The organism is Stenotrophomonas sp. CFBP8980, from assembly GCF_034046095.1.
Taxonomy (GTDB): domain Bacteria; phylum Pseudomonadota; class Gammaproteobacteria; order Xanthomonadales; family Xanthomonadaceae; genus Stenotrophomonas; species Stenotrophomonas lacuserhaii.
The window spans coordinates 663645-687108 of record NZ_JAXCXF010000001.1; the positions used below are offsets into that span (position 1 = coordinate 663645).

General features: G+C 67.4%; 20 protein-coding genes. 9 read left to right on the plus strand and 11 right to left on the minus strand.

The window, feature by feature from the left end:
• Window positions 1-103: 103 nt before the first annotated feature.
• The 6 genes from SOM47_RS02950 to SOM47_RS02975 form a co-directional block, all read right to left on the minus strand.
• Window positions 104-2578 carry a DNA topoisomerase I gene (locus SOM47_RS02950; RefSeq protein WP_101101344.1) on the minus strand — a complete coding sequence of 825 codons (2475 nt, stop codon included), beginning with the start codon at window positions 2576-2578 and terminating at the stop codon, window positions 104-106.
• Window positions 2579-2768: 190 nt separating this feature from the next.
• Window positions 2769-3698: an RDD family protein gene (locus SOM47_RS02955; protein ID WP_320504712.1), complete on the minus strand. Its 930-nt coding sequence runs from the start codon at window positions 3696-3698 to the stop codon at window positions 2769-2771.
• Between the two features lie 52 nt (window positions 3699-3750).
• Window positions 3751-4485 carry a GYF domain-containing protein gene (locus SOM47_RS02960; RefSeq protein ID WP_042614481.1) on the minus strand — a complete coding sequence of 245 codons (735 nt, stop codon included), beginning with the start codon at window positions 4483-4485 and terminating at the stop codon, window positions 3751-3753.
• A 39-nt stretch (window positions 4486-4524) separates the two neighbouring features.
• Complete coding sequence (locus SOM47_RS02965) at window positions 4525-4998, minus strand: DUF494 family protein (RefSeq protein ID WP_042614480.1); 474 nt, start codon at window positions 4996-4998, stop codon at window positions 4525-4527.
• A gap of 16 nt (window positions 4999-5014) precedes the next feature.
• Complete coding sequence (gene dprA, locus SOM47_RS02970) at window positions 5015-6166, minus strand: DNA-processing protein DprA (protein ID WP_320504713.1); 1152 nt, start codon at window positions 6164-6166, stop codon at window positions 5015-5017.
• Between the two features lie 90 nt (window positions 6167-6256).
• Window positions 6257-7396 carry a LysM peptidoglycan-binding domain-containing protein gene (locus SOM47_RS02975; protein WP_042614478.1) on the minus strand — a complete coding sequence of 380 codons (1140 nt, stop codon included), beginning with the start codon at window positions 7394-7396 and terminating at the stop codon, window positions 6257-6259.
• A 131-nt stretch (window positions 7397-7527) separates the two neighbouring features.
• Between SOM47_RS02975 and def the strand changes: the two genes are divergently transcribed.
• The 5 genes from def to SOM47_RS03000 all read left to right on the plus strand — a co-directional run bounded on the left by def (window position 7528) and on the right by SOM47_RS03000 (window position 13580).
• Window positions 7528-8040, plus strand: a complete 513-nt coding sequence (gene def, locus SOM47_RS02980; protein ID WP_042614477.1) for a peptide deformylase — start codon at window positions 7528-7530, stop codon at window positions 8038-8040.
• A 119-nt stretch (window positions 8041-8159) separates the two neighbouring features.
• The gene (fmt, locus tag SOM47_RS02985; RefSeq protein WP_320504714.1) at window positions 8160-9083 is read left to right on the plus strand and encodes a methionyl-tRNA formyltransferase; all 924 of its coding nucleotides are present in this window, start codon (window positions 8160-8162) and stop codon (window positions 9081-9083) included.
• 4 nt (window positions 9084-9087) lie between these two features.
• Window positions 9088-10419: a 16S rRNA (cytosine(967)-C(5))-methyltransferase RsmB gene (gene rsmB / locus SOM47_RS02990; protein WP_320504715.1), complete on the plus strand. Its 1332-nt coding sequence runs from the start codon at window positions 9088-9090 to the stop codon at window positions 10417-10419.
• 25 nt (window positions 10420-10444) lie between these two features.
• Window positions 10445-12166 carry a glycosyltransferase family 39 protein gene (locus tag SOM47_RS02995; RefSeq protein ID WP_320504716.1) on the plus strand — a complete coding sequence of 574 codons (1722 nt, stop codon included), beginning with the start codon at window positions 10445-10447 and terminating at the stop codon, window positions 12164-12166.
• Window positions 12167-12329: 163 nt separating this feature from the next.
• A complete protein-coding gene (locus SOM47_RS03000; protein WP_042614531.1) occupies window positions 12330-13580 on the plus strand; it encodes an O-antigen ligase family protein in 1251 nt (416 codons plus the stop codon).
• Window positions 13581-13586: 6 nt separating this feature from the next.
• Here SOM47_RS03000 and SOM47_RS03005 read toward each other — a convergent pair whose 3' ends face one another.
• Complete coding sequence (locus tag SOM47_RS03005; protein ID WP_320504718.1) at window positions 13587-14381, minus strand: glycosyltransferase family 2 protein; 795 nt, start codon at window positions 14379-14381, stop codon at window positions 13587-13589.
• A 100-nt stretch (window positions 14382-14481) separates the two neighbouring features.
• Here SOM47_RS03005 and SOM47_RS03010 point away from each other — a divergent pair, with 100 nt between their 5' ends.
• Window positions 14482-15516, plus strand: a complete 1035-nt coding sequence (locus tag SOM47_RS03010; RefSeq protein ID WP_101101328.1) for a CDP-glycerol glycerophosphotransferase family protein — start codon at window positions 14482-14484, stop codon at window positions 15514-15516.
• A 22-nt stretch (window positions 15517-15538) separates the two neighbouring features.
• Here SOM47_RS03010 and SOM47_RS03015 read toward each other — a convergent pair whose 3' ends face one another.
• The 4 genes from SOM47_RS03015 to SOM47_RS03030 all read right to left on the minus strand — a co-directional run bounded on the left by SOM47_RS03015 (window position 15539) and on the right by SOM47_RS03030 (window position 19732).
• Window positions 15539-17083, minus strand: a complete 1545-nt coding sequence (locus tag SOM47_RS03015; RefSeq protein ID WP_320504719.1) for a PH domain-containing protein — start codon at window positions 17081-17083, stop codon at window positions 15539-15541.
• Window positions 17080-17553: a PH domain-containing protein gene (locus SOM47_RS03020; RefSeq protein WP_042614471.1), complete on the minus strand. Its 474-nt coding sequence runs from the start codon at window positions 17551-17553 to the stop codon at window positions 17080-17082. Before SOM47_RS03020 ends, SOM47_RS03015 begins: the two co-directional genes overlap by 4 nt.
• Before the next feature lie 84 nt (window positions 17554-17637).
• Window positions 17638-18753: a GTP cyclohydrolase II RibA gene (gene ribA / locus SOM47_RS03025; RefSeq protein ID WP_320504720.1), complete on the minus strand. Its 1116-nt coding sequence runs from the start codon at window positions 18751-18753 to the stop codon at window positions 17638-17640.
• A gap of 61 nt (window positions 18754-18814) precedes the next feature.
• Entirely contained in the window at window positions 18815-19732 is a 918-nt protein-coding gene (locus tag SOM47_RS03030; protein ID WP_320504721.1) for a lauroyl acyltransferase, read from the minus strand.
• Between the two features lie 60 nt (window positions 19733-19792).
• Between SOM47_RS03030 and dtd the strand changes: the two genes are divergently transcribed.
• The 3 genes from dtd to SOM47_RS03045 all read left to right on the plus strand — a co-directional run bounded on the left by dtd (window position 19793) and on the right by SOM47_RS03045 (window position 23419).
• Window positions 19793-20233 carry a D-aminoacyl-tRNA deacylase gene (gene dtd, locus SOM47_RS03035; protein ID WP_320504722.1) on the plus strand — a complete coding sequence of 147 codons (441 nt, stop codon included), beginning with the start codon at window positions 19793-19795 and terminating at the stop codon, window positions 20231-20233.
• A gap of 91 nt (window positions 20234-20324) precedes the next feature.
• Window positions 20325-22175 (plus strand): RNA polymerase sigma factor RpoD, encoded by a 1851-nt coding sequence (gene rpoD, locus SOM47_RS03040; protein ID WP_101101316.1) that lies wholly within the window; start codon window positions 20325-20327, stop codon window positions 22173-22175.
• A gap of 332 nt (window positions 22176-22507) precedes the next feature.
• Window positions 22508-23419, plus strand: a complete 912-nt coding sequence (locus SOM47_RS03045; protein ID WP_192085138.1) for a cyclic nucleotide-binding domain-containing protein — start codon at window positions 22508-22510, stop codon at window positions 23417-23419.
• Window positions 23420-23464: the final 45 nt, after the last annotated feature.

Consider the following 23464-nt stretch of genomic DNA (forward strand, 5'->3'; position numbering starts at 1 on the left):
AGCCATGCTCGGCGAGCGCGCAGCGCGGGGGTTGATTCCGCCGAGCATGGCTCGGCGCTACCAGGAAACCGGGGATGCCCCGGCGCTACCAGAGCCTGCCAGCTCAGCCGGCGGTCTTCTTCGCCACGGCCTTCTTGGCGACCTTCTTCACCGCTTTCCTGGCGGTCTTCTTGGTCGCCTTCTTGGTGGCCTTCTTCACCGCGATCTTCTTGGCGGCGACCTTCTTCGGCGCGGCCTCCTTCTTCACGGTCTTCTTGGCGGCCTTCTTGCCGAAGCCCTTGCGCACCGGCTTGCCGGTTTCTTCCATGAACTGCTGCGCTTCGGCCAGGGTCAGCGAGGCCGGCTCGCGATCCTTGGGGATCTTGCCGTTCATCTTGCCGTCGCTCAGGTACGGGCCGAAGCGACCGTTCAGTACCTGGATCTCGCTGCCGTCGAATTCCTTGATGATCCGGTTGCGCGCGATCTCTTCCTTTTCCTCGATCAGGAAGACCGCACGGTCCAGGTCGATCGTGTACGGGTCATCTTCCTTCTTCAGCGAGGCATAGGTGCTGCCACGCTTGGCGAACGGACCAAAGCGACCGATGCCGACGCTGACGTCCTCGCCCTTGTCCTGGCCCAGCGCGCGCGGCATCAGGAACAGCTCCAGCGCGTCTTCCAGGCTGATGGTGTGCATGCTCTGGCCGGGGCGCAGCGAAGCGAACTTCGGCTTGTCCTCGGCATCTTCGGCGGTGCTGCCGATCGCCGCATACGGCCCAAAGCGGCCCAGCCGCACGCTGACCGGCTTGCCGGTCTTGGGATCGGTGCCGAGCTCGCGCGCGCCACTGGCTTCGGCGCGGTCGACCGATTCGTTCTTCTCCACCACCAGCTTGTTGAACGGCTCCCAGAAGCGGGCCATCAACGGAATCCAGTCCTCTTCGCCACGCGACACCGCATCCAGCTCATCTTCGAGCTTGGCGGTGAAGTCGTAATCCACGTACTGGGTGAAATGGCTGGACAGGAACTTGGAGACCGCGCGACCCACGTCGGACGGGCGGAAGCTGCGCCCTTCCATTTCCACGTACTTGCGGAACTGCAGGGTCTGGATGATCGAGGCGTAGGTCGACGGACGGCCGATGCCATACTCTTCCAGCGCCTTCACCAGCGCCGCTTCGGTGAAGCGCGGCGGCGGCTGGGTGAAGTGCTGGTCGGCGACGATGCGGTCCAGCGGCACGCGGTCGCCGGGTTTCATCAGCGGCAGCTTGCGGCCTTCGTCTTCGTCATCGGCGCTCTTGGTGTCCTTGCCTTCTTCGTACACGGCCAGGAAACCGGCGACCACCACGGTGGTGCCACTGGCGCGGAACACATGCTCGCTGCCGGCCGACAGGTCCACGCTGACCGTATTGAGCGTGGCCGGGATCATCTGGCAGGCCACCGACCGCTTCCAGATCAGCTCGTACAGTTTGCGCTCGTCGTCGGTCAGGAAGCGCGACACCTGCGCCGGGGTCCGCAGCGCGGAGGTCGGACGCACCGCTTCGTGGGCTTCCTGCGCGTTCTTGGACTTGGTCTGGTAGGTGTTGGGCTGGTCCGGCAGCGAGGCGATGCCGTAATCACGGGCGATCACGTCGCGGATCTCGGCCAGCGCGTCCTGCGACAGGTTGACCGAGTCGGTACGCATGTACGAAATCAGGCCGACCGTGCCTTCCTCGCCGATCGCCACGCCTTCGTACAGCTTCTGCGCGACCTGCATGGTCTTGCGCGTGGTGAAGCCCAGCTTGCGCGATGCTTCCTGCTGCAGGGTGGAGGTGGTGAACGGCGGTGCCGGGCGGCGCTTGCGCTCCTTGCTGGCCACGTCGGTGACATGCAGGCTGCCTTGGGCGGCCTGCTGGATGCGCAGGCGTGCGGCTTCTGCGGTATCACCGTCGGTGACGGTGAACTGTTCGAACTTCTGCCCGTCCAGCTTGATCAGCTTGGCATTGAACGGCTGCGAAGGATGCGCGCAGGCCGCGGCGATGGACCAGTACTCGCGGGCGATGAAGGCTTCGATCTCTTCCTCGCGCTCCACGATCATGCGCAGCGCCGGGCTCTGCACGCGGCCGGCGGACAGGCCGCGCTGCACCTTGCGCCACAGCACCGGGGACAGGTTGAAGCCGACCAGATAGTCCAGCGCGCGGCGGGCCTGCTGCGCATCGACCAGGTCGGCGGCAATGGCGCGCGGCTGGTTCATCGCCTCCTTGATGGCCCGCGGGGTGATTTCGGTGAACACCACCCGCTGCATCGGCTTGTCGCCGACCAGGCCACGTTCCTTCAGGATCTCGGCGATATGCCAGCTGATCGCTTCACCCTCGCGATCCGGATCGGTCGCCAGGAAGATGTCGTCGGCGCCCTTTGCGGCTTTGGCAATGGCATCGACGTGCTTTTCGTTCTTGTCGATGACGTCGTAACGCATCGCGAAGTTGTTGTCCGGGTCGACCGCGCCTTCCTTGGGTATCAGGTCGCGCACATGCCCATACGAGGCCAGGACGGTGTAGTCCTTGCCGAGGTATTTGTTGATCGTCTTGGCCTTGGCGGGCGATTCGACGATGAGCAGGTGCTTGGGCATGGGGTCGCTTTTGTGTGCGCACGGCCGGGAAGGGCCGCTAGGGTGGAGCAAATGGCCGCATTAGTGAAGCGGCCGGGTCGATTTCCATAAACTGAACGCCCGGGGATGAGCCGGGCGTTCAGCTTTTACCTTATTAGAGGAATCACGTCGTGAGCGCGCTGTCAAGCGCTCCAGCCGCATCCGACGGTATTCAGCCGGCCATCCTGGCGATCGCGCCGACCGCCACGACCATCGCGATGATCAGGCCGACGAACAGGATACCGGTCAGTACCAGCACCACCACGCCGACCGCGCCGAGCTGCGGACGCTGCAGGTGCGGCTGGTCGGTGAAGGCCCATTTATCGACCACGACGGTGTCGCAGATCATGTCGTGCAGGGCCTGCTTGCGCTCGGTGAAGGCGGCCATGATGTAGCCGACCAGCAGGGTCAGGCTGCTCAGCAGGGTGGCGAAGTAGCGGCCGATAGAGCGCGCGCCGGAGATCCGGTCGCCATCGCTGCGCACCACCTTGATGCCCAGCGCCATCTTGCCCGGGGTCGCCCCGCCGACTGAGGCGTGGAACCAGCCGTAGTAGGCCAGGCTGATGCCGAAGCCGATCAGCGCGCCGAGCAGCTGGCTGAGCACGCCTGCGGTGGTCGAACCCCCACCGGCCAGGCTGGCCGCGCCACCGATACCCAGTCCGACGATGGCGCCGATGATCATCGAGCTCGCGGTCAGGATGACGTAGTCGATCATGTAGGCGGCGAACCGCTTCCAGAAGCCGGCATACAGCACCTCGGCACCGTGTACCGGCACGGCATTGCCGTAGCCCACCGATGCGGCCGATGCGCCATACGGCGAAGCGCTCAGCGGGCCACTGCCCGGCAGCGGCGCGGTGCCGTTGTCGATCGCCGCGTAGTCGCCGCGCAGGTCGAAACCGGTGCTCGGCTCGGCGGCAACCGACGCCAGGGTCTGCAGCTGCAGTTCATCGACCACCGTGCGCAGTGCGGCCCATTGCGCCATTCCCTCGCGCCATACCAGCGTATCCAGCGTGATCTGGCTGCGCTGGAACAGCTGGCGGATTTCCTGCTCGGCTACCGGGCCCTGGCGTTGCTGGCCTTCGGCGTAATACCACTCACTCATCATCATCCCCTGTGGGTCTTCCTTGGAAATCGGTCCATGCCCGCCTGCCGGCTCAGTCGCGGCAGTGCACGGGCAGGTATTTGTCGGCGCCGTCACCGCTGCATTCCCAGCGTGACGCCTGGGGATCGTACTCCTGCCAGAGCAGGTCGCCATCGACCCGCGACTCGCCGACCGCCAACGTGGCTTCGATGCCGCAGTGATCATTCTCGAACTGGCCGAACTGCACGCTCGACAGACCCTGCGCGGTGAGGTGGTCATGCGCCGGGAAATCGGGGTCGGCGCGGGTCGGGCAACGGCCTTCGCGATTGACGAATTCCGCTACCTGCACCTGCAGGGGCTGCAGCGCCCCCACCGAGTGCGCCACCTTGGCGCGGATGGTGTAGTCCTTGTAGGCCGGCAGTGCGATGGCCGCCAGGATGGCGCACACCGGCACCAGCACCAGCAGCGCCGCACCGCCGATGACGGCGGTCATCGCACAGCCGGACAGCGGCTTCTTCTGGGCCTGCATCGGCAGCGCGCGCGCACCGGCATAGGGCGCCGCGGGCGACGGAGGGGCAGGCGGACTGCCCGGCGGCAACGGCGGGACGTCGGTCGCAGCGGCGGCGGCCGGGACCGCGGTCAGCCCCAGTTCGTCCACCACGGTGCGCAGCGGCTGCCATGCCGGCAGGCCCTGGCGCCACACCAGCGTGTCCAGCCCGATCCGGTTGCCCCGGAACAGCTCCCCCATGTCATCAGCCGAAACTGGGCCAACCTGGCGGCTGCCCTCGGCGTGGAACCACTCGCTCACGTGAACGCCCCCTGTATGCGCAAGGGATGCAGTGTACGGTCAGTGAAGGGGTTCTGGCTCGTCCATGAACATCTGTGTTTCCATCCAGGCATACGCGGCTTCCGAGCCGGGCTGGTTGAACAGCACCATGAGGACCACCCATTTGAGGTCGTCCAGATCCAGTTCGTCCTGGTCCAGGGCCATGGCACGGTCCAGCACCAGCTCGCGCTGGTCGGCATCCAGGATGCCGTGCTGCTCCAGGTACAGGATGAAACCGCGGCATTCCACGTCCAGCTTGTCCAGCTCCGGACCGTGGTAGACGCGCACCGGGCCGTCGACCCGGGCCTGCGACACGCTGGGACGCTGGGCGGCCAGTGCATCCAGCCAATCGAACGCTTTTGCGGTCTCGGCCGGGCTGAAGCCCGCTTGGATCAGACCATTCTGGAGGGAGTCGCGGTCGCGGATGAGATCAGCGTCTTCGCTGAAATAGTGTTCAAACAGGTACAGCAGCACATCGAGAATGCTCTCTTTCATTGCCCCTCGGCCTGCGTCATCTGGACGCTGTGGAGGTTGGGAAACCAGGGTTTCGACAGTAGCGGCCGTGTTCGCACACCACGATACCCGCCAGTTCCATGGCCAGCAGCATGGAGGACAGCCGGGCGGCCGTCAATCCACAGTGCGTGATCAATGAATCCATAGGGATTGGGTCGTGGTCGAGCGCTTTCCACAAGGTCTGGTAGTCCGGTTCGGACGCCATGTGCGCAGGAAGATGGGCTCGCCGTCCCTGTTCAGTGGGGGCCTGGAGGCGACATTGCAAGTCGGGCAGGGCGGTGGCCAGCTGCGGGGCAATCAGGGCCATCACTTCGGCGGGGGTTTCCACCAATGCGGCACCGTCTCGGATCAGCCGGTGGCAACCGGCGGCCCGCGGATTGCGGACCGAGCCGGGCAGTGCGCAGACCTCGCGTCCGGCTTCGGCGGCCAATCGTGCGGTGATCAGGGCACCCGAGCGGTTGGCTGCCTCGATCACCACCGTTGCCAGCGCCAGCCCAGCCACCAGCCGGTTGCGGGCGGGAAAATGCGCTGCCCGGGCCGGCGTGCCGGGAGGATATTCGCTGACGACCACGCCGTGGTCGGCGATCTCGCGCTGTAGTGCGACGTGGTGCGACGGAAACACCGCGTCCGGTCCGCTGCCGATCACCGCAATGGTAAGGCCGTCGGCGGCCAGGGCGGCACGATGGGCCGCCGCATCGACGCCGGCGGCCAGTCCGCTGATGACGGCCAGGCCGGCATCGCAGAACGCCGTACTGAACTCGGCAGCCAGTGCGCGCCCGCTCGGTGTGGGGGAGCGGCTGCCCACCACGGCGATTGACGGATGCCATAGCGGCGCGGGGTCTCCGTGCACGAACAGCGCCAAAGGAGGCTCCGGGATCGTGCGCAGCAAGGCCGGGAAGCGTGGATCGCCGAGCGGCAGCAGGTGGTGACCAGCTTGCTGCATCCAGCGCAGGGCGGCCTCCAGTGCAGCGGCATCCGGCGCGGCCAAGCGGCGTTGCTGGCCGGGTGAGCAGCCCGCCTGCCGCCACGCGACCGGCCCGGCGTCCAGCGCGGCGGCCACGCTGGGGCGAGCGCAGGCCAGCGCGCGGCGTGCCGGCAGTCCGCCGCCGGCAAGGACCAGGGTCAACAGGGCTTGGGTTTCCTCATCCATGGCCCAGCCTGCCGCGCATACGACAACGGCGCCCTAGGGCGCCGTTGCGGTGTGCTGTCAGTGGGAGAGGGCCGCCGGCCGTCAGTCCACTTACTCCGTCGCGTCGGGGTGGCGGGCGTTGTAGCCCACCAGCACCGGCTTGATGCCTTCCATCACCAGTGCATAGCTGACGTTGTCGAAGGTACGGAACACCATGGCATGGGCGGCATATTCGTCCGGCATGGTCAGGCGGTTGTTGCCGTCGACGCGCGAATCGTCCATCTGCGACGAATTCGGCGCCTTCATCACGTGCTTGACGTGGCTGCCCTGCCGCCACAGCGAGAACACCGTGCCGTTGTCCACGCCCTGCGCGCTGCCCGCGGAAAGGGCGATGACATCACGTGCGCCGCCGGACAGCAGCATGTCCGCTACCGCCAGTACCCGGACATCCAGCCCATCGGTGCCCGGCGCCGGGACATGCGGGAAGAACTGCAGGTCGTACGGCGTGGCTTCCACCGGGACCAGGCGGTCACCGGCGCGCACCTCGCGGCCATCGCCGGTGCCCTGCAGGGCCAGCGTGGCGACATCCACGTTGCCCGACGGCACGCGCGTGATGGTGCCGACGTTGACCTTGGCCAGTTCATAGCCCAGCTGCTGGTGCGGACGCTTGTTCGGGACAGTGAAGTCCTTCCACAGGTTGCCGCTGCCCGGCGTGGTGCGGCCGCTGGCGTCCAGGTCCTCGGTGGGCTTGGGCAGTGCATAGCGCACCGTCGGCCGCACCACCGCGTAGCGCTGGCCCACGGCGGCGCCGTCCAGCCCGTGCACGTAAGCCAGCTGGCCCGACGTGGCGCGCAGGCGGTTGTCTTCCAGCCCGGCCACGTAGGGCAGGTGATCGATGCGATCGACCACGCTCAGTTCTTTCAGGAAAGGCTCGACTTCGGACAGCGGAATGCCGGTGATCGGCGCTTCCTGGCGCGGTCCGGGCTCCTGGCGCGCCACGACGCGGTCCAGGTAGGCCAGGCTCAGCACATCGCCCGGGTAGATCAGGTGCGGGTTCGCCACCTGGGGATTTGCCTGCCAGATTTCCGGCCAAAGCCAAGGCTTTTTCAGGAATCGCGCAGAGATATCCCACAGTGTGTCGCCCTTCTGGACGACATAGGTGGTCGGGTGCCCGTTCATTTCAACGGCGGTAGCATAGGCGGCAACGGTCAACATCGCCGCGGCGACGACCGTGCGGATTCGTAGCAACATAGGAGTGGTCAGCCCGGTTCCCCAACAGGTTGGCGCACTATAGTCCAGAAACCGGGGCGCAGGGCAAGCGTTGGCGATAGAATTACAACGCAGGCCGGCGTTGACCGGCCCCCACCCAGATGATTACTGCCATGGCACTGCTCCCAATTCTCGAGTTTCCCGATCCGCGCCTGCGCACCAAGGCCGTGTCGGTCGACGCCGCCGAGGTCACCACGCCGGCCTTCCAGGCCTTGCTGACCGACATGTTCGAGACCATGTACGACGCACCCGGCATCGGCCTGGCGGCCAGCCAGGTGGACGTGCACAAGCGCTTCATGGTCATCGACGTGAGTGAAGAAAAGAACCAGCCGATGGTCTTCATCAACCCGGAGATCGTCCAGCAGGACGGTGGCCAGGTGTACCAGGAAGGCTGCCTTTCGGTGCCGGGTATCTTTGCCGACGTCACCCGCGCCGACCAGATCACCGTGCGCTACCTGGACCGCCAGGGCCAGCCGCAGGAGCTGGCCACCGACGGCCTGCTGGCGGTCTGCGTGCAGCATGAAATGGACCACCTGGACGGCAAGCTGTTCATCGATTACCTGTCGCCGCTGAAGCGCGAGATGGTGCGCAAGAAGCTGGCCAAGGCGCGCAAGCACGTCGCCTGATCCATCACCCGGCACGGCCGCTGCCGTGCCGACCGTCCGCGCCTGCGCGGACCCTGCGGCACCGGAGCGCGGTGCCGTTTTCTGACCTGCAGGTCGCTGGCCTGCGCAATGGGGTGACCATGAGGATTGTCTTTGCCGGTACGCCGGAGTTCGCGGTGTCGTCGCTGCGCGCGGCGGCGCGCCATCACGAAGTGGTGGCCGTCTACACCCAGCCGGACCGTCCGGCCGGGCGCGGGCGCGGCCTGGCGCCGTCGCCGGTGAAGCTGGAAGCGGTCGCCCGCGGAATCCCGGTGTTCCAGCCGGAAAACCTGAAGGATGAGGCCGCCCAGCAGCAGTTGCGCGAGCTGCAGCCGGACCTGATGGTGGTGGTGGCCTACGGCCTGATCCTGCCGCGCGCGGTGCTGGCCATTCCCACCCACGGCTGCTGGAACGTGCACGCTTCGCTGTTGCCGCGCTGGCGTGGCGCGGCGCCGATCCAGCGTGCCATCCAGGCCGGTGATGCGCAGACCGGCGTGTGCCTGATGCAGATGGAAGCCGGCCTGGATACCGGCCCGGTGCTGCTGCAGCAGGCGCTGCCGATCCTGCCCACCGATACCGGCGGACAGCTGCATGACAAGCTGGCCGAACTGGGCGCGCAGGTGCTGGCCGATGGCCTGGGCCTGCTGCGCGCGGGGCTGAAGCCGGTGGTGCAGCCGCAGCCGGTTGAAGGCGTGACCTATGCGCACAAGCTGGACAAGGCCGAAGCAAGACTGGACTGGAGCAAAGATGCCGCCTCGCTGGCGCGCACCGTACTGGCGTTCAATCCCTGGCCGATCGCCGAGGCGCAGCTGGCCGGCGAACGCGTGCGCATCCATGGCGCGGTGGCGCTGGACGACAACGGAGGCCATGCGCCGGGTACGGTGATCGGCGCTGCCCGCGAAGGCATCGACATCGCCTGCGGGCAGGGCGCGTTGCGCCTGCGCGTGCTGCAGCGCGAAGGTGGCAAGGCGATCACCGCAGCCGACTACCTGAACGCGCGCCGCGACCTGCGCGTGGGAGCCTGAGCCGGTGAGCAAGCAGGATGACCTCAAGATTTCCCACGCCGCGCCGGGTGCCGCCACGCGCATGCTGGCCGCGCGCGTGCTGGCGCAGGTGTTCACCCGCGGGCGTTCGCTGAAGGCCGAGCTGGCCTGGGCGCTGCCCAAGCTGGCCGACACCCGCGACCGCGCGCTGCTGGAAGCGCTGTGCTTTGCGGTGCTGCGCCGGCGTAGTACCTACGACGCGGCGCTGGCCAGCTGGATGCAGAAGCCGTTGTCGGCGCGCGATGCCGACCTGCGCACGCTGCTGATGGTCGGCTTCGCGCAGCTGGACGTGCTGGAACTGCCGGCCCATGCCGCGCTGTCGGCCACGGTCGACGCCGCCCGCGCGCTGGGGCGTGAGCGCCAGGCAGGCCTGGTCAACGCGATCCTGCGCCGGGCGCAGCGCGAAGGATTCCCGGTACAACCGCCGCGTGATGCGTTCCCCGCCTGGCTGGCCGAAAGCATCGAGCGCGACTGGCCGATCCAGGCCGAGGCGATCTTCGCCGCCAGCCTGCAGCCGGCCCCTCTGTGGTTGCGCGTCAACCGCCAGCAGGGCGACCGCGACGCGTCGCTGGCCGCGCTGGAGGCCGCTGGCATCAGCGCCGAGGCCGGTCCGGTGAGCGCGGATGCGATCCGCCTGGCCTCCTCGGCGGCGGTCAACCAGCTGCCCGGCTTCAACGAAGGCGCGCTGTCGGTGCAGGACCTGTCCGCGCAGTGCGCCGCCGATGCGCTGGCGCCGCCGCCGGGCGCGCGCGTGCTCGACGCCTGCGCGGCGCCGGGCGGCAAGTCCGCGCACCTGCTGGAACGTGATCCGTCGCTGCGCCTGCTGGCGCTGGACATCGACGCGCGCCGGCTGGCGCGGGTAAAGGACACCTTCTCGCGCACCGGCGTGGGCGCCGATGCGCAGGTCAAGGTGGCCGATGCCAGTGATCCCGGTTCGTGGTGGGACGGGGTGCCGTTCGACGCGATCCTGCTCGACGCGCCGTGTTCGGCCACCGGCATCATCCGTCGCCAGCCCGATGTGATGTTCCATCGCCGTGCCGAGGACGTGGACGCGCTGGTGGGCGTGCAGGCACGCCTGCTGGAAGCCTGCTGGTCGATGCTGCGTCCGGGCGGGGTGCTGCTGTATGCGACCTGCTCGATCCTGCGCGCGGAGAACATCGACCAGGTGCAGGCCTTCCTGAAGTGGCATCCGGATGCCTCTGCCGACGCGCTGGATGACGGATTCGGCATTGACTGCGCGGGAGTGGCACGCCAGCGCCTGCCCGGTGATGATGGCGGCGACGGCTTTTTCTATGCGCGTCTGCTAAAAAGCGCCTGATACCTTTTCCGATCCTGCGGTGCCCATGCTGACCACACGCGCTTCACGTGAGACCTCGTTGCTGGTCCTGATGGCCCTGCTGGTGCTGGGCGCGGGCCTGGGCCTGCGCGATCCCTGGCCGTCGGACGAGCCGCGTTTCGCACTGGTCGCCAAGCAGATGGTGATCAGCGGCGACTGGCTGTTCCCACATCGCGGGTTGGAGCTGTATTCGGACAAGCCGCCGATGCTGATGTGGCTGCAGGCCACGCTGTATTCGGTCATCGGCAACTGGCGCATCGCCTTCCTGTTGCCGTCGATGCTGGCCGCGCTGGGCACGCTGTGGTGCGTGCATGACCTGGGGCGGCGGCTGTGGACGCGGCGGGTAGGGCTGTACGCGGCCTGGCTGCTGCTGTTCGCACTGCATTTCACCTTCCAGTCGAAGAAGGCGCAGATCGATCCGCTGATCGTGTTCTTCATCACCTTGGCCAACTATGGGTTGATCCGGCACCTGCTGCTGGGCCCGGCGTGGGGCTGGTGGTGGTTCGGCTGGTTCGCCGCCGGGCTGGGGGTGATCACCAAGGGCGTGGGCGTGGTCGCGTTGCTGATGATCGTCCCGGCCGCGCTGGCCTCGGTCCGGGGCTGGCGCGGGGTGGGCCTGAGCGTGCGCCATTGGCAGTTCTGGCTGGCGCCGCTGTTGTTCCTGCTGGCCATCGCGCTGTGGCTGGTGCCGATGGTGGTCGTCGCCCTGTCCACCGGCTCGGTCGAGTACCGCGCCTACATGGACGACATCCTGTTCCGGCAGACCGCTGGCCGCTATGCGCAGTCCTGGGACCACCACCAGCCGTGGTGGTACTTCCTGGGCATCATGCCGTCGATGTGGATTCCGGCGTTCCTGGCCGTTCCCTGGGCACTACCCGCCTGGTGGCGGCGGCTGCGCCGGCGCGATCCGCGCTATCTGGTTCTGCTGGGCTGGTGGGCGCTGATCGTCCTGTTCTTTTCCATCCCCGACGGCAAGCGCGATGTCTACATCCTGCCTTCGCTGCCGATGTTCTGCCTGGCGCTGGCGCCGCTGCTGCCCGGCCTGCTGCGCAAGCGCGCGTTCCAGTGGCTGCTGGCGGCCTTCACTGCCGGGCTGGCGCTGTTCACCCTCGGCGCAGGCGGCGCGCTGTTGACCGGCCAAGGGGGCCTGGAGGCGAGGTTGATGGGCTCGCGCGGCATCGACCAGGCCGCCATCGCCTCACTGGCCTGGGCCGCCGTGGCGATGGGCTGCTGGGGCATTGTCAGCTTGCTGGCCTGGGGGCATCGCCGCGCGCATCTGGGCGTGGTATCCACGCTGACCGGGGTCTGGTTGCTGTACAGCCTGGTCGGGTATCCGTTGTTGAACAGCGCCAGTTCGGCCAGTGGACTGATGCACGCCGTTGGCCAGCGCATCGGGCCCGATGCCGAACTGGGGCTGGTGGCGTGGAAGGAGCAGAACCTGCTGATGGCCGACCGCCCGGCGGCGACCTTCGGCTTCCAGAAGGACTGGGATGCACAGCTCCGCGATGGCGTTGCCTGGCAGGCGCAGGCGCCTGCCACGCGCTGGCTGCTGGTGCAGCAGGACGCCCTGTTGCCCTGCGTGGACCGCAGCCGCGCCGAGTTGGCCGGAATCTCCAACCGCCGTCGTTGGTGGCTGGTGCCGGCCGCCGCTGTCCACGGTGCCTGCGAGCTGCCTGCCGATGCGCGCGAGCGCGAGCGTGCGCTGCAGGCGCGGCAGTTCGAAGAATGACCGCGTACAGCCAGCTGCCTGCAGCGTTCCAGCGGACAGCGCGCGTTCTGTATCGGCTGGCCAGAATCGCTGTCCGTTGCCGCCCTGACCTGATGAGCCTCCCGTGAGTCTGCCTCCCTACGGCTACGCCAACGACCTGCACCGATCCGGGGCGCCGCAAGGCATGCGTGCGCGCATTGCTCGCGGCATGGGCCAGCTTGGGCTGCTGCTGATGCCGGCGCTGGTGGTTTCCACGCCGGTCAACCTGCTGCCGTTCGGGCTGCTGTTGCTGGCCAGCACCCTGCTGGTGCCCGGGCTGCTGTGGGATGCCCGCCGCGACGCGGGGCCGACGGTGAAGGTGCTGGCGCTGCTGATGCTGGCGGTCCTGGCGGGCGGGGTGGTGTCGATGCTGCTGTTCGAGCATGGCTTCCGCGACGTGGACAATCGCTCGCGGTTCTTCGTCATGCCGTGGATCGCGCTGTGGGTGTGTGCGCTCGACCTTCGGCTGCGCTGGCTGTGGCGTGGTGCCCTGGTGGGCCTGGTGCTGGTCTTCGTACTGTCGTTGCGACAGGTGCTGGGCGGCGCGCCGCGTGCGGAGCTGTTCACCAATGCCATCGTGCTGGCGGACATCGTGGTGATGCTGCTGGTGCTCGCATTGTTCTGCCGGCCCCACGGGGTACGCGGTTGGGCCTGGGGCCTGCCGGCGCTGGCCCTGGGGTGCGCGGCGCTGGTGCTGACCGGCAGCCGCGGTGCGTTGCTGGCGCTGCTGGCGGTATTCCTGGTGATGGCGCTGAGCCTGCGCTGGCGTACCTTGCGCCTACGACTGCTGATCCTGGCGGCGATGCTTGGCGTGGCCGGCGTGGCGCTTGTCGCCGTACCGGAGCTGCGCCAGCAGGTGCGGCTGACCGAGCTGCACAACGACGTGCGGCGGCTCGAGCACGGTGATACCGATTCATCGGCAGGTGCGCGCGTGGAGCGCCTCCAGGTGGCCTGGGACACCTTCGTCGACCATCCGTTGACCGGCGTGGGCGTGGGCCATTTCGACACCGCCATGCAGCGCTTGCCGGAGTGCCGCGACAACCCGATGGAACCGCGTTGCCACCTCGGCCATGCGCACAACGACCTCGCCGAATGGGGCGCCACCCAGGGCGCGCCGGGCGCCCTGCTGCTGCTGGCCGTGTACGGCGTGCCGCTGTGGCTGTTCCTGTGGCTGCACCGGCGCAGTGGCCGTTCCACCTTCCGCGGGCCGGCGGCCGCCGGGGTGATGATCGTGGTCAGCTACATTCTGTGCGGGCTGACCCAGTCGATGTTCGCCCACCAGATCACCGCCAGCTTCTACGCTTCCATCGTCGGCGCGCTGGCCGGGCTGTCGCGCCTGGAAGCCCTGCGCCACCAGCGTCGGCTGTCCGCCGCTGCGGCGCCCGACGCGGCCTGAGCGGGGTTACTTTCCGCCGACCGGCTGCCCGTTCTGCAGCAGCCACAGCATGATCGTCTTCTGCCGCACGTAGTTGGCGCTGACGAAGGATTCGATCAGCCCCGGCCATCCATCCAGCATGCCACCGCGCAGCACGTAACCACGGAAGAACCGCCATGCCGGGGCCAGCACCAGCTTGGCCAGGGTCGCCCTGCGGCCACGCGCGAACTCATGTTCGGCCATCATCCGCGCGTACTTCTGCTTCTTGTCCAGCAGCTGCATGAAGTTGCGGAACGGATGGTGCAACAGGTCGCCTGCCAGCAGGCCGGCCGGTCCGTCCAGTGACACTGCTTCGTGGATTTCGCGGTCGCCGCGCCAGCCGCCACGACGGCGGTCGAACAGCCGCAGCACCCGGTCGGGGTAGGCGGTGCCGTGCTTGAGGAAGCGTCCGTAGTATTCCGAGCAGCGCGCGAAGCGATAGCCGGCGACGCTGCCAAAGCCGGCCGCGCGCGCCGCTTCGATGCTCTGGCGCAGCGGTGCGGACACGCGCTCGTCGGCGTCCAGGCACAGCACCCAGTCATGCGCGGCCTGCTGCACGCAGAAGTCCTTCTGGTTTCGGAAGCCATCGAAGGGGCGCTGCAGCACGCGGGCGCCGGCGGCACGGGCGACCTCCACGGTGGCGTCGGTGGAAAAAGAATCCACCACTACGATGTCCTCGCAGAAGGACAGCGAGGCCAGGCAGTCGGCCAGCCGGTCGGCCTCGTTGAAGGTGATGATGCAGGCCGACAAGGGCGCGCGCGGTTCGGGTCGGGCAGAGGTCATGCAACCGGGCCTTGGGCGTGTTCGTCGCAGAGCCTAGCAGCGACACCGCCGATTGGCGATGCGATACTAGCCGCCGGCCATCGAAGAGGAGCTGACCGACGTGCCACGCCACTACCTGTTGTACGGATCGGAACGTTACGCGCTGGCCATCCTGCGGCCCGTGCAGGCGGCGATCCGGGCGCGCGGCGACGAGACGGCCTGGTTCTTCGACGGCCCGGGCGCGGAAGACCTCGCCGCGGATGAAACCCTGCTGACGGTGGAACAGGTACGCGCCTGGGACCCCTATGCGGTGATCACCTCGTCCAATGCGGTGCCGCACTTTTTTCCCGGCGTGAAGGTGGAAACCTTCCATGGCTTCGATGCGGGCAAGCCGCGGCACATCTACGTGCGCGGGTTCTTCGATCTGTACTGCACCACCGGCCCGCGTGACACGGCCGCGTTCTCGGCGTTGGCCGAGGCGCAAGGCCATTTCGCGGTAGTGGAGACCGGATTCCCGAAGATCGACCCGTTCATGAGCCAGCTGCCGGCACAGCCCGAACCCGTGCGTGAACCGCCGGTGGTGCTGTACCACTCGACATTCTCGCCGTCCTGGAGCGCGGCCGGCGTGTTGCATGACGAGATCGCTCGGCTGTCGCGCACCGGCGAGTGGCGCTGGATCGTCACCTTCCATCCGAAGATGGATCCGGAGATCGTGGCGCGCTACCGCGCGCTGGAAAACGAGTACCTGCGTTTTGCAGACAACGACAACATCCTGGAGCTGTTCCCGCAGGTCGACCTGATGTGTTCGGACACGTCTTCGGCATTGAACGAGTTCCTGCTGACCTACAAGCCGGTGGTTACCTTCAAGAACCGTCGCCCCGGCCCGCAGCTCATCGACATCGATGACCCGGCCGAATTCGAAGGCGCGATCCGGCGTGCACTCGCCCGGCCGCCGGAGCTGATGGCAGCCATCCGCGAGTTCGCCGATACGTTGCATCCCTATCGCGACGGGCGTTCCAGCGAGCGGATCCTGCAGGCGATCGATGACTTCGTCGCCAAAGGGGGGCGCAACCGCAAGCCCAAGCCGCTGAACTTCTGGCGCAAGATCAAACTGCGCCGGCGCATCGGCTACTGGGGTCCAGCGCGCACCCGCTGACCCCGCGTGCAGCGCTGGATCATCACCAGCGCAGCTTGCGCCGGGCGAGCGCCGCACCGAGTGTTTCCAGCACCTCCGCGGCCTGCGCCTGCGGCAGATAACGCAGGCACAGCGCGACGTCGCCGCGTGCACCGGCGGTATCCAGCCAGACGCTGCTGGTGCCCAGCAGACGGTCCAGCGGCGAGCGTGAAAGCCGCAGCGCCTGCAGCTTGTCCAGTTCTGCCCAGCGCCACCAGCGACGCCACCAGCCACCCCGCAGCGCCACATGCTGGCCGTCCAGGTGCCAGCCGATGCGCGCCATCTGCAGGCGTGCCGTCCACAGCGCCACCGGTATCCAGGCCAGCACCAGCAGGCCCAGGTAGCCCCAGCGCCAGGTCAATCCTGCCGCCAGCACCGGGGTCAGCCACAGGCTGGTAACGCACAGGCGCCAGCTTCCGCGCAGCGGCACCGGCTGCCACTGCGCAGGCGGCCACTGCACCTGTGGCAGCAGGTGGCTCACCAGCGCATCGCAGGCCTGCGGGGTGGCCAGTGGAGCCAGCTCGCGCAGTCCCCGTTGCTGGTGGTCTTCAGTGCCCTGGCTGGCGGCGCTGTCAATGCGCAGCTGGCGCCGGCCGGCCCACCGCTGCAGCAGCGTTTCACTGAGTGTCCAAGCCTGGATGCGGCGCAGTGCCACGCTGCTGCGCACCTTGCTCAGCAAGCCACTGCTGACGGTCAGCCGCCGCTGCTGTTCGCTCAGCTCGAAGCCGTAATAGCGCAACAGGGCCAGCAGCACCGACAGTGCGCGCAGGGTCAGCCAGCCGACGATCAGCAGCCCCGCCGCGATCAGCAGCAGGCCACTGATCCCCGGCTGCAGGCCGCTGGCATAGCCGAAGGCCTGGCGCCCTCCCTGCTCGACGAACGCATCCATGCTGCGCCGGGGCACCACCTGCACCAACGCCGCCAGCGCTGCGGCCACCATCACCCAGCCGCGGTTGGACAGCAGGCCCAGTTTTACGACTTCGCCAGTGGTCATGCGCAGCAGGAGGTGGCGCTCGTCGGCCTCCGGCAACGGCGGTGGCGTGCCGTCATCAGTGCGGCCAGCGTCCACCTGCGGCGCCGGGCCGCGGTGGCGTACGCGCTGCTCCAGCGCCAACGCCTCATCCATCCGAAGCACCCGCATCTCAGCTTCAGGGCGGTTGCCACCGGCCGATTCCAATCGCAGTTCGGCCACCCCGAACAGCCGGTGCAGCAGGTTCTGGTGCACCACCACGTTATGGATGCGCGCGAACGGAATCTCGCGCCGGTTGCGCGAAAACACGCCGCTGCGGATGCTGATGCCGTCCTCGCCGATCCGGTAACGGTAGCTCAGGTACTGCAGCACCGAGGCCAGCACCAGCACCGCGATGACGATCAGCGGGCCCAGCTGGGCCCACAGCGGATCACGGTCGCCGCGCTGGCCGAACACCAGCAGCGCGACCAGCGGCAGCAGGTACTGGCGCAGCTGCAGGATCAGCACGAACAGCCAGGACCACGGATGCAGCCGGCGCTCCTGGTCGGCGCGGGGCAGGGGCGGAGGCGGGGTGCTCACAGGGCGTCGGCGTCCTGGTCCAGCTGGCGCGCGAGCGTGTCGCGCAGGTGCTCGGCATCGGCCTCGTCCAGGCCGTCCAGCACCACCGCACTGAAGCGGCTGCCGGCGGTGTGGACCACCAGCGTGGCCAGCCGCGCGCGGCGCTGCAGCGGGCCGCGACGGACGTCCAGATGCTGCACGCGGGAGGTCGGCACGCGGGTGTCGCGCTGCCACCACAGGTCGCGGCGCAGGCCCAGCCCGGTGCCATCCAGCCGCCACCAGGTGCGGCGCATCCTGCGCCAGCCGATCCGTGCCCCCAGCAGGGCACCGGCCAGCAGCCAAGCGACGGCCGCTGCGATACCGCCCGGCAGGTCCAGCAGCCACCACGCCGCGGCGGCCGGCAGCCCGGGGAATACCGCACCGGCCGGCAGGCCGCCGAGCGCGGCCAGGCGTGCGGCGCGCAGCGGCAACAGCTGCCAGCCGTCGGGCATGTCAGTGGAGGTTGAAGGTGAGGTCACGCAGGCTCCGGGTGCAGGCAATGGCGACAACGTTAGCAGGGCCAGGCCTGCGCCATGCTACTGGGCGGCCTGGATCAGTGCGTCCACGTCCAGCAGGTGGCCGGCGCGCTCGGCCTTGGTGCGCAGGTAGTGCTCGTTTTCGGTCGTGATGTCACCGGTCACCGGAATGCACTCGACCACGTCCATGCCCGCATTGCGCAGGCGCTGTGCCTTGGTCGGGTTGTTGCTGAGCAGTGCGATCCGCGCGATGCCCAAGCCCCGCAGCATCGCCACCGCGCTGCCGTAGCGGCGCTCGTCGGCGCCGAAGCCCAGCTGCGCATCGGCGTCGATGGTGTCCAGTCCGTCGTGCTGGTAACCGTAGGCGCGCATCTTGGCGGCGATGCCGGTGCCCCGGCCTTCCTGGTCCAGGTACAGCAGCACACCGCCGCCGAGTTCCTTCAGCTTGTGCAGGCCGCGCCGCAGCTGGTCGCCGCAATCGCACTTCAACGAGCCGAACAGATCGCCGGTCAGGCAGGACGAATGCACGCGCACCGGCACCACGGCGGCAAGGTCGGGCTGGCCGACGATGATCGCGACCTGGTCGCGCTGCGCCACGCCACCGCGGAACACCGCGAAAGTGGTCATGCCGATGTCGCGCAGCGGCACCGGTGAGCGTGCCACCAGTTCGTAATCATGGGCCGCATGCGCGGCGCCCTCGGCAAGGTCGCACAGGGCGACCTGGGCGGCTGCTTCAAAGCGCGAATCCGCCGGGTCCAGCGGCAGGCCGACCATTGCCGGCAGCAGCAGCCCCAGCCTTGCCAGCTCCACCGCACCGGCATCCAGTGCATCGCCGGCGCTTGCGTCTGCCGGCATCGGACCGGGCTCGCGCAGGTAGCCCAGCGAAGGCAGGGCATCGAAGTCGACCCCCTGCAGTGGCAGGCGCACGCCGTGCGGCGTCTCCATTCCCAACACGCGGGCACGGGTCTCGGTCAGGAACAGGTAATGGCGGCCGGCGGCCAGGCCGGCAAAGGCATCGAAGCTGCGCCGGGTGGCGCTGTCCAGCGCGATCGCCGCCAGCCGCTGCTGAGCGTCGCCGGTGATCACCACCGGACGCCCGGATCGCAGCTCGGCGACCGCGCGTTCGCAACGGATCGCCGCCGGGTCACCGAACAGGGAGGAGAAGGCAGCAGGCATGGCAGGACCGGGCAGGGAGTAAGCAAGCGATAAATGGGGGCCACGACGACGGAATCAACCGTCAGTGTGGATGCCTGACGGTGGCATACGGGTTGGGCTCCTGGTCGTCTGGACGCAGGGTATAGCGCTTGTAGGTCCACTGGTACTGTGCCGGGTCGCGCCGTGCGATGCGCTCGATGCCGGCGTTCAGTGCGGCGGCGGCCACGTGCAGGTCCGGGTCGGCCACCGCCGGATCGGCGGCCTCCAGGTGCAGGGCGAACTGCATGTCCGGGCCGGTGCGTTCGCACCAGCCGTACAGCACGGTGGCGCCTGTGCGCTCGGCCAGCCGGTTGACCAGGGTCATGGTCAGGGCGGGCATGCCGAAGAACGGCACGAACACGCCGTCGCCGGCCTTGGGCTGCTGGTCGGGCAGGATTCCGGTGGCGCCGCCGTCCTTGAGCACCTTGAACAACTGGCGCACCGCAGGGCCTTCGGCACGCACCTGCTGCACATTGTGGCCGCCGCGTACGATCTGCAGGAAGGCATCCCCGGCCGGATCTTCTGGCGCCTTGTAGACGATGGCGATCTGCCCGCGCGAGGCCAGCCACTGGTTCAACAGCTCCCAGTTGCCGAAGTGCGGAGCGGCCACGATCACGCCCTTGCCGGAAGCCAGCGCGGCGTCGTACAGCGCCTCGCCGTGGCGTTCCTTCAGGTGATCGCGCAGGTTGCTCGCCGCGGGGCGGGTCCACAGCCAGAGCGTCTCCACCGCCTGCAGGGCAGTGGAGCGCAACACGTCGCGGTGCATCCGCGCGCGCTGTGCGCCGTCCAGTTCCGGGTAGGCCAGTTCCAGGTTGCGTCGGGTCACCCGGCTTTCCCGCGCGTTGCCGCGGATCCATGCCCAGGCCAGGGCGTGGGCGAAGCCGCGCAGGACCGGCCACGGCAGGCGGGTGAACAGGGTGGCGGCCCGGTAGGCCAGCCGGGCTTTGCGTTCCGGATTCATCCGGCCAAGTTTAGCGTGGCCGCTGCTAAGGTGGCGGGCTGCCCTTGCTTCGAGGTCCCCATGCTCGTCCTGATCCAGCGCGTCAGCCAGGCTGCCGTCCACGTCGATGATCTGGCCGTGGGGCAGATCGGCCCGGGCCTGCTGGCCCTGGTGGGCATGGAGCCTGGCGATTCGGAGGCCCAGCTGCAGCGGATGGCCGATCGGTTGCTCGGCTACCGTGTATTTGCTGACGAGGCGGGAAAAATGAACCGGTCTCTTCGCGACACGGGCGGCGGATTGCTGCTGGTCAGCCAGTTCACGCTGGTCGCAGACACCGCCTCCGGCATGCGTCCGAGCTTCACCACGGCGGCGCCGCCGGCCGAGGCTGAACGAGGGTTCAACCGTTTTGTGGAGATATGTCGTGAAAAGCATGCCTTCGGGGTGGAAACGGGACGCTTTGGCGCCCATATGGTCGTCAGCCTGGTCAACGACGGTCCTGTGACCTTCCTGCTCAGGCCCTGACCCCCCGGGACCACCGCCCGGGCAGGCCGGGCGAGGGGCTGGTATAATGCTACGTTCCCTTTTCCTACTCCAGCCGGTGGCGCGAGCATCCATGGCCAACGAACGTCCTGCCCAATCCGAAATCAAGCAACTGATCAGCAAGGGCCTGGAACAGGGCTACCTGACCTATGCCGAAGTCAACGATCACCTGCCCGACGACATGGTCGATCCGGAGCAGATCGAAGACATCATCGGCATGATCAACGGCATGGGCATTGATGTCCATGAAGTGGCCCCTGATGCGGAAACCCTGCTGCTCAATGACGGCAACACCGGCAACCGCGAGGTGGATGACACCGCCGCTGAAGAAGCCGCTGCCGCACTGACCGCACTCGACACCGAAGGTGGCCGCACCACCGACCCGGTGCGCATGTACATGCGCGAAATGGGTACGGTCGAGCTGCTGACCCGCGAAGGCGAAATCGCCATCGCCAAGCGCATCGAAGAAGGCCTGGGCCAGGTCCAGGCCGCCCTCGGCCTGTTCCCGGTATCGGTCGAATCGCTGCTGTCCGATTACGAAGCGCACAAGGAAGGCAAGAAGCGCCTGGCCGAAGTAATCGTCGGCTTCAACGACCTGTCCGAAGAAGTGCCGGCCCCGGCCGTTGTCGAGGACACCAGCGACGACGCTGATGCCGACGAGGACGACGACGAGGAAGAAGACGGCGACGACGCCGAGGAAGAAGCCGGCCCGACCGGCCCGGATCCGGAAGAAGTCGCCGCGCGCATGCAGGCGCTGGCCGATGCCTTCAATGCCTTCAAGAAGGCGGCCGCCAAGGGCGATGGCAAGAACCTGCTGAAGCTCCGCGAGGAGATGTCGGCGGTGTTCGTCACCCTGAAGCTGCCGCTGCCGCTGACCGACGTGCTGACCAAGCAGCTGCGCGACACCATGGCCGGCATCAAGTCGCATGAGCGTCGCGTGCTGAACCTGGCGACGGTCACCGCGCGCATGCCGCGCAAGGACTTCATCCGTTCGTGGGAAGGCAACCAGACCAACCTTGAGTGGGTGGAAGACGCACTGAAGCGCAAGCAGAAGTGGTCGTCGGCCCTGCGTGACGTCAAGGACCAGATCATCTCCGAACAGCAGGCCACGATCGATATCGAGAAGGGCACCCTGCTGAGCCTGGATGACCTGAAGGAAATCAGCCGTGCGATGGCTTACGGCGAAGCCCGTGCGCGCAAGGCCAAGAAGGAAATGGTCGAGGCCAACCTGCGCCTGGTCATCTCCATCGCCAAGAAGTACACCAACCGCGGCCTGCAGTTCCTCGACCTGATCCAGGAAGGCAACATCGGCCTGATGAAGGCCGTGGACAAGTTCGAGTACCGTCGCGGCTACAAGTTCTCCACGTATGCGACCTGGTGGATCCGCCAGGCCATCACCCGTTCGATCGCCGACCAGGCGCGCACCATCCGTATTCCGGTGCACATGATCGAAACGATCAACAAGTTGAACCGCATTTCCCGCCAGATGCTCCAGCAGTACGGCCGCGAGGCCACGCCGGAGGAGCTGGCCAAGGAAATGGACATGCCGGAAGACAAGATCCGCAAGGTGATGAAGATCGCCAAGGAGCCGATCTCGATGGAAACCCCGATCGGCGACGACGAGGATTCCCATCTGGGCGACTTCATCGAGGACACCAACGTGGAGTCCCCGATCGAGAACACCACCAACATCAACCTGTCTGAGACCGTGCGCGACGTGCTGGCCGGCCTCACCCCGAGGGAAGCCAAGGTGCTGCGCATGCGCTTCGGCATCGACATGAACACTGATCACACGCTGGAAGAAGTCGGCAAGCAGTTTGACGTCACCCGCGAGCGCATCCGCCAGATCGAAGCGAAAGCGCTGCGCAAGCTGCGTCACCCGAGCCGTTCCGAGCAGCTGCGCAGCTTCCTGGATATCGACTGATCCCTGTCGGTGCGTGAAGCGTTTTGAAGAACCCCGCTCCGGCGGGGTTTTTTGTTTGTTGCCAAGGACTTCATTACGTAACAATAAAATTCATAAGTCACTGTTTTTAAAAGAATCAAACGAAACAATGTCGAATTTTACGTAACATATTTCGTAACATGGACTGCCGTATCAGGCCCCCTGGATTCCAGCGGATCCTTGATGTGTATGACCGTATTCAGGTTGTTCAGCTGCTCCACATGAATTTGCCAAAAACGTGTGCTCTACGTCACAGATCAGGGGTTAATCTGCACATGCCATCCATGACGGATGCAGTCCACAGGGGGACTTCAATGTTGGCTCGCTTCACCGGTGACGAAGGTCGCCGCAATCTGCTGTACACGCTGTCCGAGCAGAAACTGGTACGCGGCGACAAGGCGCTCGCCGAAGCTCTCGCCAGCAGCGTGACCTTGCTGGAGGCCCAGACCGGTGCCGCCGTCATTCACCAGGGTGGAGTGGACAATGACGTCTACTTCATCGTGACCGGATCCTTCGACGTGTTCGTCAATGGCAAGCGCGTCGCACGACGCCATGCCGGCGAGCACGTGGGCGAGATGGCCGCCGTGCAGCCGACGCAGATCCGCTCGGCCACGGTGGTGGCCGTCGAACCCAGTGTCGTCGCACGTGTCAGTGCGGCCCGCCTGGAGGACCTTGCCGAGCAGTTCCCGCAGATCCACCGCTACGTGGCGCAGGAACTGGCGCGCAGGCTGTACCAGCGCAACGACCACATCGGCAGTGCCCGCGACCGCACCAAGGTGCTGGTGCTGGCGTCGCCGCAGTCAGCCGCGGCGGCGCAGGTGGTGCAGGAAACGTTGGCCTGCGAAGGCTTCACCGTGCGCCAGTGGCAGGATGGCCTGGCCCGCAATGGCGGCTTGTCCGTGCAGCGCCTGCAGGAACTGGCGGCGGGCGTGGACTTTGCGGTGGTGATCTCCGGCGACGACAACGCACCGGCATCGCCGGATGCGTGGCCTGCCACGCGTGATGCGCTGCTGCTGGAAACCGGCGTGCTGCTGGGTGTACTGGGCAGCGACCGCACCGTGCTGCTGGAAGCGCGCGGTGAGCATGCCGGCGTGGAAGACCTGCCGGGCGTGGTCAACGTGACGTGGCAGCCGGACCCCAGCGATGAGCTGGAGGCCGTGCTCGCCCCGGCCTGCACCCGCCTGCGACGTTACTTCGAGCGGCAGGGGCCCTTCGCGGTGGCGTGATGGGTGGTGACGTGCCGACCATCACAGGTCGGCACGTTGTGGGTA

Bases quoted from the DNA above. Each gene is read 5' to 3' on its own strand.
- SOM47_RS02950 (WP_101101344.1), bottom strand. From the start codon at position 2,578: ATGCCCAAGCACCTGCTCATCGTCGAATCGCCCGCCAAGGCCAAGACG.
- SOM47_RS02955 (WP_320504712.1), bottom strand. From the start codon at position 3,698: ATGAGTGAGTGGTATTACGCCGAAGGCCAGCAACGCCAGGGCCCGGTA.
- SOM47_RS02965 (WP_042614480.1), bottom strand. From the start codon at position 4,998: ATGAAAGAGAGCATTCTCGATGTGCTGCTGTACCTGTTTGAACACTAT.
- dprA (WP_320504713.1), bottom strand. From the start codon at position 6,166: ATGGATGAGGAAACCCAAGCCCTGTTGACCCTGGTCCTTGCCGGCGGC.
- SOM47_RS02975 (WP_042614478.1), bottom strand. From the start codon at position 7,396: ATGTTGCTACGAATCCGCACGGTCGTCGCCGCGGCGATGTTGACCGTT.
- def (WP_042614477.1), top strand. From the start codon at position 7,528: ATGGCACTGCTCCCAATTCTCGAGTTTCCCGATCCGCGCCTGCGCACC.
- fmt (WP_320504714.1), top strand. From the start codon at position 8,160: ATGAGGATTGTCTTTGCCGGTACGCCGGAGTTCGCGGTGTCGTCGCTG.
- SOM47_RS02995 (WP_320504716.1), top strand. From the start codon at position 10,445: ATGCTGACCACACGCGCTTCACGTGAGACCTCGTTGCTGGTCCTGATG.
- SOM47_RS03000 (WP_042614531.1), top strand. From the start codon at position 12,330: ATGCGTGCGCGCATTGCTCGCGGCATGGGCCAGCTTGGGCTGCTGCTG.
- SOM47_RS03005 (WP_320504718.1), bottom strand. From the start codon at position 14,381: ATGACCTCTGCCCGACCCGAACCGCGCGCGCCCTTGTCGGCCTGCATC.
- SOM47_RS03020 (WP_042614471.1), bottom strand. From the start codon at position 17,553: ATGCCCGACGGCTGGCAGCTGTTGCCGCTGCGCGCCGCACGCCTGGCC.
- ribA (WP_320504720.1), bottom strand. From the start codon at position 18,753: ATGCCTGCTGCCTTCTCCTCCCTGTTCGGTGACCCGGCGGCGATCCGT.
- SOM47_RS03030 (WP_320504721.1), bottom strand. From the start codon at position 19,732: ATGAATCCGGAACGCAAAGCCCGGCTGGCCTACCGGGCCGCCACCCTG.
- dtd (WP_320504722.1), top strand. From the start codon at position 19,793: ATGCTCGTCCTGATCCAGCGCGTCAGCCAGGCTGCCGTCCACGTCGAT.
- rpoD (WP_101101316.1), top strand. From the start codon at position 20,325: ATGGCCAACGAACGTCCTGCCCAATCCGAAATCAAGCAACTGATCAGC.
- SOM47_RS03045 (WP_192085138.1), top strand. From the start codon at position 22,508: ATGTTGGCTCGCTTCACCGGTGACGAAGGTCGCCGCAATCTGCTGTAC.